We start from the raw sequence: 16,390 nt of genomic DNA, 5'->3' as shown, positions 1-16,390 counted from the left end.
CGTGCCATAAATTACAAGATTAATTATTTTCTCTTGACATTTGATAGCTGGTCTATTGTCTTTTTATTTATATACCCACAAACCTTTTCCTCTAATCTTTTTTTTATTTTATCGTATAGTATAAATATAATTTACAAAGGAGAATTTATGACTGAAATAAAAGATATTTTAAGCTACGAATTTCTTTCAGAATTAGTAGTTTCTAATGATGGCAAAAAAATCGCCTATAAAAAAACAAGAGCAAATGAAAAAGACAATAAATACGACACAAATCTTTTTGTCTTCGATAAGGACCTAGGAAAATCCTACAGGCTAACAGATTCTGGATCTAATCCTATTTGTGCCTTCGATAAGGACAATAATTTAATCTATAAAAGATATACTGATGATGAAACTGATAGCTTTTACATCTCAGATGGGGCTGGTCTTGGAGAGGAGATCTTTAAGATTGACCTTGATGTTAAATCTATAAAATGGCTTAAGGATGATATCTTCCTAATTTCTGCAAGCAAGAAAAAATCCAAAGAAGAAAAGGAAGCAGAAAAAGAAAATTCTTACTTCAAGGAACTAACAAGCCTTCCTTTCTGGTTTAATGGCGCAGGCTACTTAAAGGATACAACTACCTATTATTATCTTTACAAGCTTTCTGATAAGTCCCTTACAGAAATTTTAAAATCAGATAAGGATAACAGCGTAGGAATCGTCGATATAGATGAAAATCTTGAAAAAATAGTCTATACAAGAGGCCATGAAGATGCAAATAAGGTCATGGAATTTCTAGATTCTATAGTAGTCAAAGATTTAAAAACTGGCGAAGAAAAAATCCTAAGTGAGAAATCTCACTCAATCTTTACAATCAAATTTATAGAAGCTGAGATAGTTTTTGTAGGCAGCGACCTAAAATCTGGCGGAATCAATGAAGATTGCTTTATCTACAAAATTGACGAAGATGGAAAGATTACAAAAATAAATGACGATGACTTTGATAAGTCCTTTGGTAATTCCATAGGAACTGATGCCAGATTTGGAGGAGCTAAGACCTTCCAAGTTAAGAATAATAGGCTATACTTTGTAGTAACAGAAAAAGAAGAATCCAAGCTTTATTCTATAAACTTAAAAGGAGACCTCCGTTTAGAACTTGATGGTTGTGTAGAAGATTTCTCTGTGACAGATAATGATATATATTATCTAGAAATGACAAAAAATACCCTAGCTGAGCTTAAAGAAAAATCTACTGGCAAGACCCTGGTAGAAAATAAAATCAAAAGCGAAGTTTATCCAATAGAAGAATTTAACTTCGAATCTAATGGTGACACCCTAAAAGGCTATGTTCTCTTGCCAAAAGACTTTGATAAAAATAAAAAATACCCATGCCTACTTTCTGTTCATGGCGGACCAAAGACAGAATTTTCTGACATCTTCCACCACGAACACCAGACCTTTGCCTCAAATGGCTATATAGTAATATATACCAACCCACACGGCTCAAGCGGAAATGGGGTCAAATATTCAGACATAAGAGGTAAATATGGAGATATCGATTTTTCTGATCTTATGAATTTTACAGACCTTGCCATAGAAAAATATCCACAAATCGATCCTGACAGAATGGCTATTTATGGCGGTTCTTATGGTGGTTTTATGACTAACTGGGCAATAGGCCATACAGATAGGTTTAAGGCAGCTTGTGCCCAAAGGTCAATTTCAAACTGGACCAGCTTTTATGGGGTAAGTGATATCGGCTATTATTTTGCAACAGACCAAACCGCATCAAACCCTTACGATAGCCTTGATAAAATGTGGGACCAATCCCCAATCAAATACGCTGATAAGGTTAAAACACCTACCCTCTTTATCCATTCTGACGAAGACTACCGCTGCCCACTAGAGCAAGGCCTACAAATGTATAATAGGATAAAGCTAAATGGTGTAGACACAAAGATGTTTGTATTCCATGGAGAAAACCACGAACTGTCTAGATCTGGCAAGCCAAAGGCAAGGATTAAAAGGCTTACAGAAATTAAAAATTGGTTTGATAAGTATTTAAAAGATGAAGATATCAAAGAGTAAAAGCAAAGATTTTTTAAAAAATCTTGTAAATAGGCTCAAAGACCACGATATAATGACCTACTCAGCAGCCCTCTCCTTTTATTTCCTGCAAGCCTCCATCCCCCTAATGATGGTGGTAGTGTCGGCAATATCAACCTTTCTAAAGGGCAATGAGACAGTTGTTTATCAATTTTTAGACCTATTTCCAAAGACAAGCGCAGATGTAATCCTAAGAGCCCTAAATATAATAATTGAATCTAGCCAATCTGCAGCAGTCACAACCCTAACCATAATATTTGCCCTCTGGTCAGCCACCAGTGGGGTAAATAAGCTAATCATGGCTATAAACCACGCCTACGGTCTAAGCCACCAAGCCAAGGCTATCAAGCAAAGACTTATGAGTGTTGTCTTTACAATAGTCTTTATAGTCTTTATAATGTTCCTACTAGTATTTCAAATCTATGGGCCACAAATTTTAAACATACTGGACCATAAGATAATTGGCACAATAAGTAATTTTTTTGGCAGTGATGTGGAAGCTATAATCGAATTTCTATCATCGCCAATTTTTACCATATTAACCTTAGCTGTCCCATTATTTTTGATGTCAGCAGCCCTTGGTATATTTTATAAGTATGCCCCAGGTAATTCAGAAAATAGGATACCATTTAAGCAAGCCCTTACTGGCGGCGCCTTTACAACCATAGCAGTCTATGTAACAAGCTTTGCCTATGCCTTTTTTACAAATAATTATTCAAATAAATCCCTAATCTATGGAGCACTTTCAGGAATCCTAGCCCTCTTTATCTGGCTACTAATAGTATCAGCCCTCCTCATAGTAGGAGCTGAAGTCATAGCAGCCTTTAGGGAAGGATACAGAGATGAATATTTTGCCAAGGATTTGGACGATGAGGATGACAAGGAAAGTGTAATAGACAAGGCCTTTGAAGCCATAAAGGAAAAAATACATGAAAAGTGAGTTCAGGAGATTTTTCCTAAATCTCAGACGAGAAATGGATGAAAAATATATAAAAAATATGTCAGATATGATTTGCCAAAATCTTCTTAATTCTGAAATTTATAAGGATAGCCAGACTATCTTTGTCTATGTATCCATGGCAAAAGAAGTGGCCACAAGAAATCTTATAGCAAAAGCCCTAGAAGACTGTAAAGATGTCTATGTGCCAAAGATTATAGATAGACAGATGAAGGCTTGTAAATTAAATGACCTAGATGAGCTTGAGCTTGGACTTTTTGGTATTCCTACAAGTAGGGATAATGACTTTATAGAAAATCCAGACCTAACCATTACCCCTGGCCTATCTTTTGATAAGGAAAAAAATAGGCTAGGCTATGGTGGCGGATACTATGATAAGTTCTTTGCTAAAAATAAGACCTTAAAAGTAGGACTAATGATTTCAGATTTTTTATCCATAAAACTACCTACAGAAAAAACTGATGTCAAAGTAGATTTTATTGTCACAGAAGAAAAAATTTACTAGAATTAATCCCTAATTATCAAGGTCTTTTTCACCTTCAGTAAGAATTTGTTAAAACTATATTTGACAGAATAAAAAAAACTATGTATAATCGAAACATAGAAAATAGACTATGAGAAGAAAAGTAGATTTAATCAAGCACACCTAGAGAGACTACGTGTGGTGAAAGTAGTTTGGCAAGATTAGATTGAAAATGGCCTTTGAGTTTCTTATCCGATATTTAAGATAAGACGGATTCGCCCGTTATAGCGATAGGGTATGTTTGTACCCGATGAGTTATTAATTGTGAAATTAATTTGAAATTAAGGTGGTAACACGTGGCAAAGCCTCGTCCTTTATAGGACGGGGCTTTTTTAATTACGTATTACCTACATGGAATATTTTCTAAGGCGCCTAAAGTTAGAATGCAACAAAAATTAGAAAATTATTAAAAGAGGTATAAAAAATGTCAGAAAGATTTTTAATTGTAGGATCATTACTTAGAAACGAAGAATTATTAAAATACAAAAGAGAAATAGAAAAAAGAGATGATATATCATATCCTTTCTACGATGACTTTGAAGGATATAAGGAATGTGAAGATAAGGCTGTAGAAGAGGTAGTAGAAAAGCAAATTGAAGCAGGCCTTACAGAAGTTACAGATGGTGAATATTCTAAATCCCTTTGGCACCTAGACTTTGTTTGGGGACTAAAAGGAGTAGAAAGATATATCAGAGAAAGCGGATATTTCTTTGAAGAAAAAGATTGTTGCAGCAAATTTGAAACTAGACGTGACATAGGACTTAGATTTGTAGGCAAGCTATCAGGCAAGGACCACCCATTCATAGACCATTTCAAAAGACTAAAGAAAATTGTAAATGGCAGGGCAACAGTCAAACAATGCATCCCTTCCCCATCTCACATCTTTGGTGAAGCAATTGGCTTTGGATTTTTAGAAGATTCTTATTATAAATCAGAAGCAGACTTTGAAGCTGACCTCATCCAAGCTTACAAAGAATTTTTGGATGATTTTAAAGAAGCTGGTGGTGAAATTATCCAATTTGATGATTGCCTATGGGAACAATTTGCAGATGAGTCTGAAAATGCACAATTTGATGGCAAGGCGAAAAATGAAAAAAATCTAGCCCTAGCAGAAAAATATATAGCTATAAATAACCAAGTAATCGACTATGGTCACAAGCTAGGACTTAAGGTCTACACCCACAACTGCAGGGGCAACTACGCATCCCGTCACTTTGGGGCAGGCACCTACGACTCAATTGCAGACCTCTTCCTAGAAAAACAAAACTACGACAGGTTCTACCTAGAATGGGATGACGAAAGAGCCGGCAGCCTTGACAGCCTCAATGCCCTAAAGGATAAGGACTGCGAAATCGTCCTAGGCTTCCTATCATCAAAAACAAACACCCTAGATGATGAAGAAAGATGCCTAAAACTCCTAGAAGAAGCCAGCCAAATCATAGACAAAGACAGACTCTACCTATCCCACCAATGCGGTTTTGCTTCATGCGATAATGGTAACGAGCTAAGCGAAAAAGAACAATGGGACAAGATTGCCCAAGGCCAAGAAATCGCCAAAAAATTCTGGGATTAATAAACAATCTCTCCTTATTATATAAATTTAAAAGCACCCAGGCGAAGGGTGCTTTTATATTGCAAAAGTTTATTTAACTGTTGGTTCGATTTTTTCTTTGCCGCCCATGTACATCCTAAGTGGCTCTGGGATTTTTACGCTTCCGTCTGCTTGCAATAGGTTTTCTAGGAAGGCTATTAGCATTCTAGGTGGGGCTACTACTGTGTTGTTTAGGGTGTGGGCAAAGTAGTTGCCGTCTTCCCCTCTTAGTCTAATGCCTAGTCTTCTTGCTTGGGCATCGCCTAGGTTTGAGCATGATCCTACTTCAAAGTATTTTTCTTGGCGTGGGCTCCATGCTTCTACGTCGCAAGATTTTACCTTGAGGTCAGCGAGATCTCCTGAGCAACATTCTAGGGTTCTTACTGGGATTTCAAGGCTTCTAAAGAAGTCTACTGTATTTTTCCATAGTTCATCATAGAAGGTTTTTGAGTCTTCTGGCTTACAGATTATTACCATTTCTTGTTTTTCAAATTGGTGGATACGGTATACACCACGTTCTTCGATGCCGTGGGCTCCTACTTCTTTTCTAAAGCATGGAGAATAAGAGGTCATCTTTAGCGGCATTTTTTCTTCTTCTGTGATTGTATTTATAAATTTACCTATCATTGAGTGTTCGCTTGTTCCGATTAGGTAGAGGTCTTCGCCTTCTATTTTATACATCATATCTTCCATTTCAGAAAAGCTCATAACCCCTGTTACTACATCTGATCTAATCATGAATGGTGGAATATAGTAGGTATAGCCCCTATCGATCATAAAATCTCTTGCATAAGATAGGATTGCTGAGTGAAGTCTTGCTATGTCTCCTCTTAGGTAATAGAAGCCTGCACCTGATGTATTTCTAGAAGCATCTAAGTCGATTCCATCAAAGGATTCCATAATGTCTATGTGGTATGGGACTTCAAAGTCAGGAACTAGAGGGTCTCCAAATCTTTCTATTTCGACATTTTCTGTATCATCCTTGCCTAATGGTACTGTTTCATCGATTATTTGTGGGATTATTTGCATTCTTTTTTTGACTTCTTCATTGAGTTTGGCTGTTTCTTCCTCAATATGCACTAGCTGATCATTAATCTCTACTACATGGGCCTTGGTTCTTTCGGCTTCTTCCTTTTTGCCTTGGCCCATAAGAGCGCCTATTTCCTTAGAGGTTTTGTTTCTTTCACTCCTAAGTCTATCGCCTTCGGTCTTATAAGAACGTAGTTTTTCGTCAAGCTCTAAGACTTCGTCTACTAGGACTAATTTTTCATCTTGGAATTTCTTCTTGATGTTTTCTTTTACAAGTTCTGGATTTTCTCTTAATAATTTAATATCTATCATGTCTACTCCTTAAAATAAAGCATAAAAAAAGCCTCCCCCAAATTGGGACGAAGGTCTCGTGGTGCCACCCAAATTACACAAGCATAGCTTGCCTTAATTTATATTTGCTCAAAGACGGATTCAATAATTCATGCAAGAGATTTCCACCAACCATCTCCTCTCTGGCTGCACTCCATACCTACTACTTCTTTTCATCGCAATATTCAACTACTAATAATATACATTAGAATTTAAAAAATGCAAGAAAAGTCTAATTAAGATAAATTTTTATAACTTTATATAAAATTAATACAGAATTCACAATTAAATGATTTTATAAGGGTATAATAACTATGTTTAGGAGAATGAATGTGAAAGAATTAACTAAAGAAAGAAGAAAATATTATTATTTAAGCATCTTAAGAGCCCTTGCTCTTATTGCAGTATCAACCTATCACCTTTTTGCCCATGCCTTTCCTGGAGGATTTCTGGCTGTAATTGGCTTTTTATCAATGTCGGGATTTTTGATGGAGATGACAAATGATAGGTATCTAAGCCTTGAGGATATCTTACTTAGTATAAAAAAGAGGATAAGCAAGATTATGCCTCCAATTATTTTTTTGATGGCCATAAGCCTACTTTTAAGTTTGATTTTTGCCAGGGAAATCTTTGATGATTCAGCAAAATCTAGCCTTGCCACGGCCTTTTGCTTTGAAAATATCAGGCAAATTCTGGCAGGGGCCTCATATTTTGATAGAAATGGTAATTTCAACCTCTTTATCCACCTTTGGTACATATCAATCTATGTCCAATTTATCTTTATATTTTATTTGCTAAAACTTGTTGGAAGAAAGATAAATTCAGACCTTGTCAAAATCTTCCTTCTAAGTCTTTTGACTCTTGGATCAATTGGACTTTCCTATTACCTAGCAAATAAGGATGTACCAATTATCAGGATTTATTATGGAACTGACACGAGGATTTATGCCTTCTTCATGGGTATGATTTTCTATCTGCTTTATAAAAATTATGGCAGGTACCTAGAAATATCAAAAAGAGCCCTAAAGATTATAGTTGCTTTGCTTGGTATTTTACTATTTGTGCCAATGTTTTTTATAAATGGTGAGGATATAAATATCTACAAGACATTTTTCCTTATCTATACACTTGTTTTCAATTTATTGATATTTTTTATATTTAAATTAGAAAATAGCCTAGATAAGAGAGAAAGAAAACTTGGCTGGGGAGGATCTATCCTAGTATTTATAGGATCTAGGAGCCTTTACTACTATATTTTACAATATATAGTCCAAGTCTTCTTTTCCTATTTCCTAATAAATATTTTTGATAATAAGATTATTTATTACGGCCTACAAGTAGCTTGGATTTTATTCTTAGGAGAAATATGCTATGCAATCTTTTCTAGGAAAAAGATTAACAAATTCCTAATTCTTATCCCTTTCCTAAGCCTTATAATATTTAATATAATCTCACTTGCTATTGGAAATAAGAAAGAACAGGAGATGGCTGAGCTTAAGGCAAGATTTGAGCAAAGCCAGGAAGAGATTAAGAAGCAAAACGAACTTCAAAAGAAGAAAAATTCTAAAAAAGAAAAAGCTTCTACTGATAATTCTGATAACGAAAATAAGGCTGATGAAAAAGACATTGATAAGGAGAATAACTCTGAAGAAAAGGAAAGAAAAAACCTTAAGAAGGCTGATTCTGACTTTAAGGAAAAGGCCTATGACGATTTTGATTTTACAGAAAATGAGCTTGACTATGTCAAGGATATAAGTGTAAGTGCTGTGGGCGATTCAGTTTTAATAAATATTGACAAGTACCTAAGAAACTACATGCCAAATCTTTACCTCGATGGTAAAGTTGGTCGTGATATGCCAGAAGGACCTGGTATTTTACAGGCCATCAAGGATAATGTAGGACTTGGCGATATAGTTTTGATTTCTCTAGGATCAAATGGATCTGCCAACCACAAGGACATGCAGGCTATCATGGATATAGCTGATGGCAGGGATGTGTATTTTGTAAATACCAGCCACCTTCAATCCTATATGGACAAGGTTAATAGCGATATGGCTGACTTTGTAAAGGACAATCCAAAAGCTCATTTAATCGACTGGAGGTCTTATGTTAAAGATAGGCCAGAATTACTAGCTGTTGACAGGACCCATCCAAATGTAGAAGGCAGCCAAGCCTACGCAGACCTTGTTATTAGAAAAATCTTAAATGAAAATAAGGTAAGACCATAATAAAAGGCCTAGTGCAGAATAAAAAAAACCATCATTTAATGAAGGCGTTTTTCATTCATATTTTGCACTAGGCCTATTTTTTGTTGTTCATTTCATAGACTTTTTTAACTAAAATTGGTGTTACAATCGATGTAATAACAACACCAAAGGCGATTGCTGCAGTAGCATTTGCCTTATATATTTCAAGACTTGGATTAGTTGCTGCAATTATAGATGGTATAGATACACTCATACCAGCAATTGAGTTCATAGCAATAGAATTTTTACCGCTAAGTTTTAATACTTTTCGCTCAAAAATAAAGGATATAGGTAGTAATACTATATAAAAAACTATAGCAAGCATGATGCCTGTAAGGCCAGACTTGGCAGCTTCTATAATATTTATACCGTAACCAAAAGACCACCCCATAAGCGGAAGACTTAAGGCCAAACCAGGTTTCATAAATTCTCCAAACTTCTTATCAATATTACCTAAAATAAGGCCTAAAATAAGAGGTATGAGGGTTGAAATAATATTCATCCAGTTAATAGGTGAGGATTGAATTAGGCCAAAGAGCAAGAGCGGATAAGCTGGAGTACACATCATTGCAAGGATGCCAAAACCAGCCTGATCTATGGCTGATCCATATTCTCCCTCAAGTGCCAAATATAGGGAAGGATTGGTTGAGGCAAGGCCTACAATTATAGCAAGGGTAGATAGGCCCAAGATTCCATCTAGCCCAAAAAATTTAAAATATAAAAATCCAAATCCCACAACTGTAGCTGTCTTAACTAAGGCTAAAAGACCTGTTCTTTTAAAAACTTGGCCAAGTGTTTTTAAATCAATTACAGCTCCTGAGCAAAAGCAGGTGAAGGCTATAATATAAGTTAGCCCATCTTTTGTAAGCAAGGCCTGGGTCATACCTCCTATCATAAATAGATTAGGTGCTAGGGTATAAATAATAGCTGAAATTAGCATTGGAACAAGCAACAAACCGCCAGGAATTTTTTTCATAAAATCCATCATAAGCTACTCCTTAATTTTTATTTAAGAGATAGTAAATAAAAAAATACCCTTGGCCATGCCAAGGTGGTCTATATCTCTTATGGTGGGAAGTACTGGGCTTGAACCAGCGACCTCCACGATGTCAACGTGGCGCTCTTCCAGCTGAGCTAACTCCCCATATATATATTATAATATCATTTAAAAATAGATTTGTCAAAAGAATTGGGGGCTGTTGCAAAACTATGAATAATCATCGTCCCATCATTAGAGGAAATCCCGTCGGATCATTGAGACTCTCCTAGAAAATTTTTGGACCGACCGTCGGCTTCGGATTGCAGGCCGGCTCGTGGAGGCGTTGAGCCTGTCGGCGTGTGAGACTTTTCGTAGGGGTTCTTCTAATGATTTGGGACGATTTATTCATTCATTCTGCAACATCCCCCTTTTATTTATTTTCCTAAGTTTTCTACTTCTTTAAAGATATTATCATCTACTTCGATTCCTGCTTCTAGGTTTTTATTCTTTCTTGAAATTAGACCTTGTCCAGGATATCTTGGCTTTTTGCCCTCTTCTATTGGGTGGGCAGAGGCAATTCTTTCTTTTATCTTCTTTATTGTAGCTTCATTTTCTTCCTTAGTTGAAAATATTTCTGGATCCATGGCTATAAATATTTGTGAACAGCCTGTACAGTTAAAGGCATTATCATCATCATCCATATGGTAGGTCGACTTACCATTTGACAAGAGGGCTGCCATGGTATCTAGGGCAATTCCAAGTCCTGATCCCTTCCAATAGCCTATTGGCAAGAGTCTTCCAGTTTCTTCTATCTTTGCTGGATCATCTGTGATATTTCCATCAGCATCATAGCCTCCTGGATAAGGTAAGATTTCTCCCTTTAGCCTTGTAGTTTCAAGCTTGCCATAAGAATACAAGGACACAGCCATATCTAGACAAATGTTGCCTGTATCAGATGGAATGGCAATTCCTACCGGGTTATTGCCTAGGCTTAACTCATCTGACCCCCAAAGAGGCAATACTGATTCTGTATTGGTCCAACACATACCAATTAGGCCCTTATCGGCTATCATTTCTCCATAAGCCCCTCCACGCATCCAGTGAGTGGTATTTCTTAGGCTTACCATGCCTATACCATGACTTTTAGCAAGGTCTGTCACCCTTTCTACACAAGCCATAGCATTGATTACCCCAAAGCCTAAATTTCCATCATAAACTTCACAGGCTCCCTTGGCTTTTTTAAGCTCAATTTCCCCATCTAGATTAATAAGGCCCTCATTTATAAATTTAACTAGCCTTGGCACCCTATTGATTCCATGAGAATTGACTCCCTTTAAGGTTGAATCTGCATGGACCTTGGCCATGATTTCTGCTCTTTTTTCATCTACCTTATTATTTATTAGGGCAGATTTTATGGTTTCCTTTAATTTTTCATAAGATACTTTCATCTTTTTCTCCTATAAGTTTATTAAATATGATTTCTTCCCTATTATAAGCTCTGGCCAAAAAATAATCTAGAAGGACAGGATTAAAGTCCAAATCTAGAAATTCTTTGGCAAAAACCATAGCCCCTATTTCACTAGGGGCCTTAAGTTTTACTTTCTTATTGATAAAGCCAAAAAGCTTGTAAGATATATAAATATTATCTGTTATAAGCTTATTTTCTTCAAGCTTATGATATATTTCATGGCTAGTTATAATATCCTTTGGACTTACTTTAGAAAAAATCGAGTCATCTTCCTTTGCCATTTCATCTTCAAGGATTTTTATATTATCCTTATGAAATATTATCTTGTTTGGACTTTCAAATATAGCTAGGTCATAAAGATTGAAAATATTTTGGCTAAGGCCTTCTTCAAATACTAGGTCGTATTTATTTTTAAGGTCAGAAAGGCTAGTCTTTTGCTCCTTTATTTCTTTGGCACAAAGCCTAGCACAGTCTATGCTTCGCCTTATTATCTCATCCTGATTTTCCATCCTGTCCCTAAAGACATCAGCCTTTAAAAGATAAAGATAATAGGAATAATCATCTAGCTTCAACAAACTTTTTAATTTTTTATCTTCCATTAAAGATCGTTTTTAGCTCCAACTAAGATTATATCTTCGTTTCCTTCTCTTAATGATAATTCTGAATCAAGGAGCATATTTAGCTGGTCAAGACTTGTTAGGCCTTCAAAATCTACAATTTTTGCACCCACACATAGGTAGAGGTCTGGGTTTAGCTTGATGTCAGACTTAAAGACTGCAAGGTCATTCCACATATTGCCAGCAAGAGTTCTAGCACCACCGGCTGTAGATTTTGCTGCTACTGCATCTGCTCTTTGAAGCTTTATGAAGCCCTTCTTGTCAATGGCTCTAAGTTCTTTCTTATTGCCCTTTTGAGTCGTATAAACTCTGAAGAATTCATTTTCTGTTTCTTTGTTTATCCTACTTTTTTCAACTCCAAAGCTTTCAGCAACTAGGTCTAGGGCCTCTTCTTCGGTGATTTCCTTAGATAGGTCTTGACTAGCTATTTCTGTTGATCCTGTGGCTATGGCACGGACTTTAGATGTTTGCTGATCAATTTCTATTTGGATTTCTACAGATTCTGGTGTTGCACCTGATTTTATAACTTGGTCTGTTGCTTCATTTCTAAGCTCTATTATATCTTCTCTAGTTGGTTGAGGGATTACTCTTTCTACCACATCCCTTACCATGGCAAGAGCTACACCGATTGATGATATGATTTCTGCCTTATCTGCTAGGGTGTATGGCACGCCAAGCTTGTCAGCTGCAAACGGTAGGAGGACTTTTGCTCCGCCACCACCACCGACTATGGTTGTTTGGGACTCTTCTACCTTATACTTATCCATAAGGTCAAGTATTACTTCATTTGTGGTTTTGGCTGCATCATCAAGAACTGCCCTTGCAGCATCTACTCCACTCATTCCCAAGAATTTGCCTAGGGCTTCAAAGCATTTTTTCGCAGATTCTGGATTTCCGTAAGAATAGTCACCTTCTTCGATGATTCCTAGGGCATTTGCTGCACAGGTTGTTGTTAGAGCGTAGTCTTTACCATTGGCCCTGATTGCTATATAATCTGCTGGGTCTCCCTTTGTTGGTGATAATTGGATTACTTCTGGCTTATCAAATTCCTTAGGGTCTGTGAAGACTACATAAGGAAGGTTGGCTATATGACAAGATCTTGGGCCTACTTTTACAATTTTGCCGTTGTTGGCCCTAATCATTGACCCACCGGCAACACCTACTGTCCTAACATCCATTGAGTTTACCATAGTTCTTTGGCCACCAACTACCGCATAATCTATCATTGGTCTACCGTTTTTGATAACTCCAATGTCTGTAGTTGTTCCCCCTACCTCAAAGAAGATACCATTTGATACTCTTAGGTACATGAGGGCTCCGACTGTTGATGCAGCTGGTCCTGAAAGCATGGTAAGGACTGGTCTATTTCTCATCTCTTCGATATCCATTACCCCGCCATCTCCACGCATTATCATTAGAGGTGCTTCTATGCCTGCTTTTTTAACTGCATCTTCTGTTGAATCTGCGGTAGATATCATCCTTGGTAGGATTGAACCATTGATTACAGCTGTTCTTGTCCTCCTAGTTAGGCCGTAAAGCTTTGAAATCTCACTTGCCGCACAAACCTCTATACCTTTTTCTTTGCCTAGGTCTTTTATTAGAAGCTCTTCATCCATTCCATCAACACCAAAGGTCTTGGATGCAGCTATTACACCACAGCCTTCAGCGATTAGCTCATCCATTACCTTTGATACTAATTCTCTTGAAAAATCTTTCCTATTTATAAACCTATAAGCTGTTGTGATTTTTCTTTTTCCTGATTCGTCTAGTTCTATGTCTTTAATCTTTCCTTGGATTTTAGATAAAAATCCTACTAGGCCACCATTTGCAATTCCAATCACACCTACCTTGGCTACATCTCCCTCAACTAGGGCATTTGTAGCTTGGGTTGTAGAGTGGGCGATAAAGACTACTTCATCACTTGATATATTATTTTCGGTTAGACATTTTTTAAATGATTCTATTACTCCAGCACTTACTCCTAGCTCATGGTCGTGGGTTGTTGGGATAATACCAACCCCTACTATTTCATAAGTACTATTATCTATAGCAACTGCCTTTGTATTAGTACCACCAACATCTATACCTACACGTATTTGTTTACTCATATTTTCTCCTATCTACCAAAGAATACAAAAACTAAAAATAAATTTATAGCTGTGATCAACCATGCCCATGGTAGGCCAGTTTTCATAAAATCTTTGACACTTACCTTACTGTAGTTTAATGCCCACAAGTTCCAAGATTGGGTTGGACAAGCAGAAAGGTTCATAGCTATGGTTGGTACATACATAAGGGTAAATAAGAATGCTGTTGGGAAATCTCCTAAAGCATTTAAAACTCCCACAGTTGCAGCACCTGCACCAAATATTGTAAGTGGTCCCCTAAATAGGCCAAGTGGCGCCATTATCATAAAGGCTATAGCAAGGCCAAGGGTTGTTGTTGGCAAGATATCTCCTAGGATTGGGTCAAAGAAAGGAGCTGCAATACCTGAAATCTTATTAAACATTGGAAGTATAAATAAGAAACCTAATAAAGAAGCAACATCTATTACACCTTCGTAGAAGGTAGAAGATATTATCCTTGACATCTCTGACCAGGACCTGCCAATCATCTTACAAGTAGCAAGGCCAAATACAGCTCCTACTATAAAGGCAGGAATTGTTGGAACCTTGAAAGCTATTGATAAAAATGTTGGGATAATCGGAGTGAAGAGAGCATACCATGGAACCCTGTCCATATCACTTACTTCATTCATATCCACTCCCCAGGCCTTTCTCTTTCTCTTTCTTGAAGAAGCAAAGACCTTCATATAAGTAAATAGCATTATGCCTATAACGACAAGTTGAACTGCCATGGCAGTAAAGGCCCAGCTTATGTATTGGTCTGAGTAGGTCATGTCTTCAAAGATAGCTTGCATTTGGCTAAATAAGACCGGATTAAGGTACATACCACTACCAACACTCATAAGATAAGCTGTAACTGCCAAGAACTTTGGCACACCCAGGCTAAGTAGGATAGGTAAAACAATAACACCTATAGCTACAACGGCACCAGCACCAAAGGTAGCTGTAAAAATGATACCGGTTACAAGAGATAAAAGAAGAGTAACAATAAGGGGATCATCTCCACCCAGCTCTGTTACTGACTTTATAAGCTTACTTGCTATACCTGTATCTACAAGTATCTTTCCAAACCAAGAGCCAAAGATAACATTAACTGCCGTAGCGCCCCATGATTCTGGTCCCTTTTGCAAAATTTCTGTCATTCCGTCTGTAAGACTTATTTGACCACCCACTATACAAAGTCCAAGCCATAAAACAGCCATAACAAAGAAACCAGTCATAAGGTTTCCTCCCTTAGCTGCATATACTGCAAGACCTATATAGGTGATAATCAAAAAAATACCAATGATTAAATCCATATAATCCTCCTATATATTTTATAATTCATTTTAATTATAACTAATTAGTTAAGATTAGTCAATCTTTTTAAATTAGTTATAAGAATTACTATGTTTGATATAATATACTTTTATTTTATTAATGTTTTTAAACAATAAGAGGCTTGATCCTTTTTAGTAAAGGAGACAAGCCCTTATTCTTACTTTATGTTATTTTTTCAAATTATTTACCTGACTTAGATTTTTTTCTTAGCTTATAAACTCCAAATCCTAAGAGCAAGATAAGAATTATAAATGGCCAATATAGGAAAAATCCAACAAGAACTTGAGCAAAAAATTCTTTGACTAGGCCAATAGACTCTCCCATTGCTTCCTTTATCCTAGATCCTAAGTCAGGATTGTTGGAACTTCTATCATAAGAATATACTTCAGTTATTCCGACATTATAGGTATCATAGGTCACCCTATCTTTGAGGTCAACCTTTGCTTTTTTTAGATTATCGATTTCCCCTTGGGTTTCTATAATCTTGGCATTAATGACCAAGGTATCCTCTATATTATTAGAATTTTCCAAAAGCTCATTAAATTTTTCCAGCTGTTTTTCTTTTATTTCTAAATCCTTGTTTGCATCCCTAAATGACTTTTCTAGGTTGTTTGAGTTTTTAGAAATGTTTACGGTCTTGGCCAAGTTTCCCAGAGTCTGATTAAATTTTTCAGAATTTTCTTTTGGGATTTTTATAGCAAGCTCAGTATTTCTTAGGTCCCTATCTTCATAAGTCCTGTTAAAATAAGTAGATTCATTTTCTACAAAGCCTTCTAGATTTGCTACTGATTTTCTTATAGTCTCAAGGTCCTTATCATAGACTGTGGTTTCAAGATCAATATTTACAAATCTTTCTATATAATCATTTGGATCATCTGATAGGTCTACATCTTCCCCATCATCTATAGCCTCATCTTTTGCCATATCAGCATCTCTAGGATCATCAATTTCTGGCCTTGTCTCTTCTGCAAAGTCTCTTGCTAGGTCTGCTTCTTTATTAGCAGCCTTCTGGCTCCCACAAGAAATAAGAGCAAAAAGACTTATCAAAATTAATAGAAAATTCTTTTTCATAGGATCCTCCTCTTTTCTTTTACTATATTAGCATAGCAAACGAT

The 16,390-nt window shown here is 36.5% G+C and carries 12 protein-coding genes, 1 tRNA gene and 1 other annotated feature; of the genes, 5 read left to right on the top strand and 8 right to left on the bottom strand.

Going from position 1 to position 16,390, the window contains the following annotated elements:
* Positions 1-147: 147 nt before the first annotated feature.
* From RRB46_RS09550 to RRB46_RS09535, 4 genes are all read left to right on the top strand, one after another.
* Positions 148-2,070, top strand: coding sequence for a S9 family peptidase (locus tag RRB46_RS09550; RefSeq protein ID WP_311538359.1), 1,923 nt, complete (start codon positions 148-150; stop codon positions 2,068-2,070).
* Positions 2,051-3,028 carry a YihY/virulence factor BrkB family protein gene (locus RRB46_RS09545; RefSeq protein ID WP_311538358.1) on the top strand — a complete coding sequence of 326 codons (978 nt, stop codon included), beginning with the start codon at positions 2,051-2,053 and terminating at the stop codon, positions 3,026-3,028. Before RRB46_RS09550 ends, RRB46_RS09545 begins: the two co-directional genes overlap by 20 nt.
* Positions 3,018-3,551: a 5-formyltetrahydrofolate cyclo-ligase gene (locus RRB46_RS09540; protein WP_311538357.1), complete on the top strand. Its 534-nt coding sequence runs from the start codon at positions 3,018-3,020 to the stop codon at positions 3,549-3,551. Before RRB46_RS09545 ends, RRB46_RS09540 begins: the two co-directional genes overlap by 11 nt.
* A gap of 100 nt (positions 3,552-3,651) precedes the next feature.
* Positions 3,652-3,887, top strand: a binding site (T-box leader).
* A 106-nt stretch (positions 3,888-3,993) separates the two neighbouring features.
* Positions 3,994-5,142, top strand: a complete 1,149-nt coding sequence (locus RRB46_RS09535) for a 5-methyltetrahydropteroyltriglutamate--homocysteine methyltransferase (RefSeq protein ID WP_311538356.1) — start codon at positions 3,994-3,996, stop codon at positions 5,140-5,142.
* A 69-nt stretch (positions 5,143-5,211) separates the two neighbouring features.
* On the opposite strand, the gene serS is transcribed toward RRB46_RS09535, so the two are convergent.
* A complete protein-coding gene (serS, locus tag RRB46_RS09530) occupies positions 5,212-6,501 on the bottom strand; it encodes a serine--tRNA ligase (RefSeq protein ID WP_311538355.1) in 1,290 nt (429 codons plus the stop codon).
* A 344-nt stretch (positions 6,502-6,845) separates the two neighbouring features.
* On the opposite strand from serS, the gene RRB46_RS09525 reads away from it, so the two are divergent.
* Positions 6,846-8,747: an acyltransferase family protein gene (locus RRB46_RS09525; RefSeq protein ID WP_311538354.1), complete on the top strand. Its 1,902-nt coding sequence runs from the start codon at positions 6,846-6,848 to the stop codon at positions 8,745-8,747.
* A 73-nt stretch (positions 8,748-8,820) separates the two neighbouring features.
* On the opposite strand, the gene RRB46_RS09520 is transcribed toward RRB46_RS09525, so the two are convergent.
* The 7 genes from RRB46_RS09520 to RRB46_RS09490 form a co-directional block, all read right to left on the bottom strand.
* Positions 8,821-9,753 carry a 2-keto-3-deoxygluconate permease gene (locus tag RRB46_RS09520; RefSeq protein ID WP_297688767.1) on the bottom strand — a complete coding sequence of 311 codons (933 nt, stop codon included), beginning with the start codon at positions 9,751-9,753 and terminating at the stop codon, positions 8,821-8,823.
* An 80-nt stretch (positions 9,754-9,833) separates the two neighbouring features.
* Positions 9,834-9,909 (bottom strand) — tRNA-Val (locus RRB46_RS09515).
* A 269-nt stretch (positions 9,910-10,178) separates the two neighbouring features.
* The gene (gene yiaK / locus RRB46_RS09510) at positions 10,179-11,192 is read right to left on the bottom strand and encodes a 3-dehydro-L-gulonate 2-dehydrogenase (RefSeq protein WP_311538353.1); all 1,014 of its coding nucleotides are present in this window, start codon (positions 11,190-11,192) and stop codon (positions 10,179-10,181) included.
* Positions 11,176-11,811, bottom strand: a complete 636-nt coding sequence (locus RRB46_RS09505) for a hypothetical protein (RefSeq protein WP_311538352.1) — start codon at positions 11,809-11,811, stop codon at positions 11,176-11,178. Before RRB46_RS09505 ends, yiaK begins: the two co-directional genes overlap by 17 nt.
* Positions 11,811-13,937 carry a hydantoinase/oxoprolinase family protein gene (locus RRB46_RS09500; protein ID WP_311538351.1) on the bottom strand — a complete coding sequence of 709 codons (2,127 nt, stop codon included), beginning with the start codon at positions 13,935-13,937 and terminating at the stop codon, positions 11,811-11,813. The genes RRB46_RS09505 and RRB46_RS09500 overlap by 1 nt, the downstream gene beginning before the upstream one ends.
* Before the next feature lie 8 nt (positions 13,938-13,945).
* Positions 13,946-15,253: a citrate transporter gene (locus RRB46_RS09495; protein WP_311538350.1), complete on the bottom strand. Its 1,308-nt coding sequence runs from the start codon at positions 15,251-15,253 to the stop codon at positions 13,946-13,948.
* A 202-nt stretch (positions 15,254-15,455) separates the two neighbouring features.
* Positions 15,456-16,346, bottom strand: coding sequence for a DUF4349 domain-containing protein (locus RRB46_RS09490; protein WP_311538349.1), 891 nt, complete (start codon positions 16,344-16,346; stop codon positions 15,456-15,458).
* Positions 16,347-16,390: the final 44 nt, after the last annotated feature.

The organism is uncultured Anaerococcus sp. (genome assembly GCF_963512375.1).
Lineage (GTDB): Bacteria > Bacillota > Clostridia > Tissierellales > Peptoniphilaceae > Anaerococcus.
Note: the sequence above shows the minus strand (reverse complement) of the source record. Positions and strands in the feature narration are given on the sequence as shown.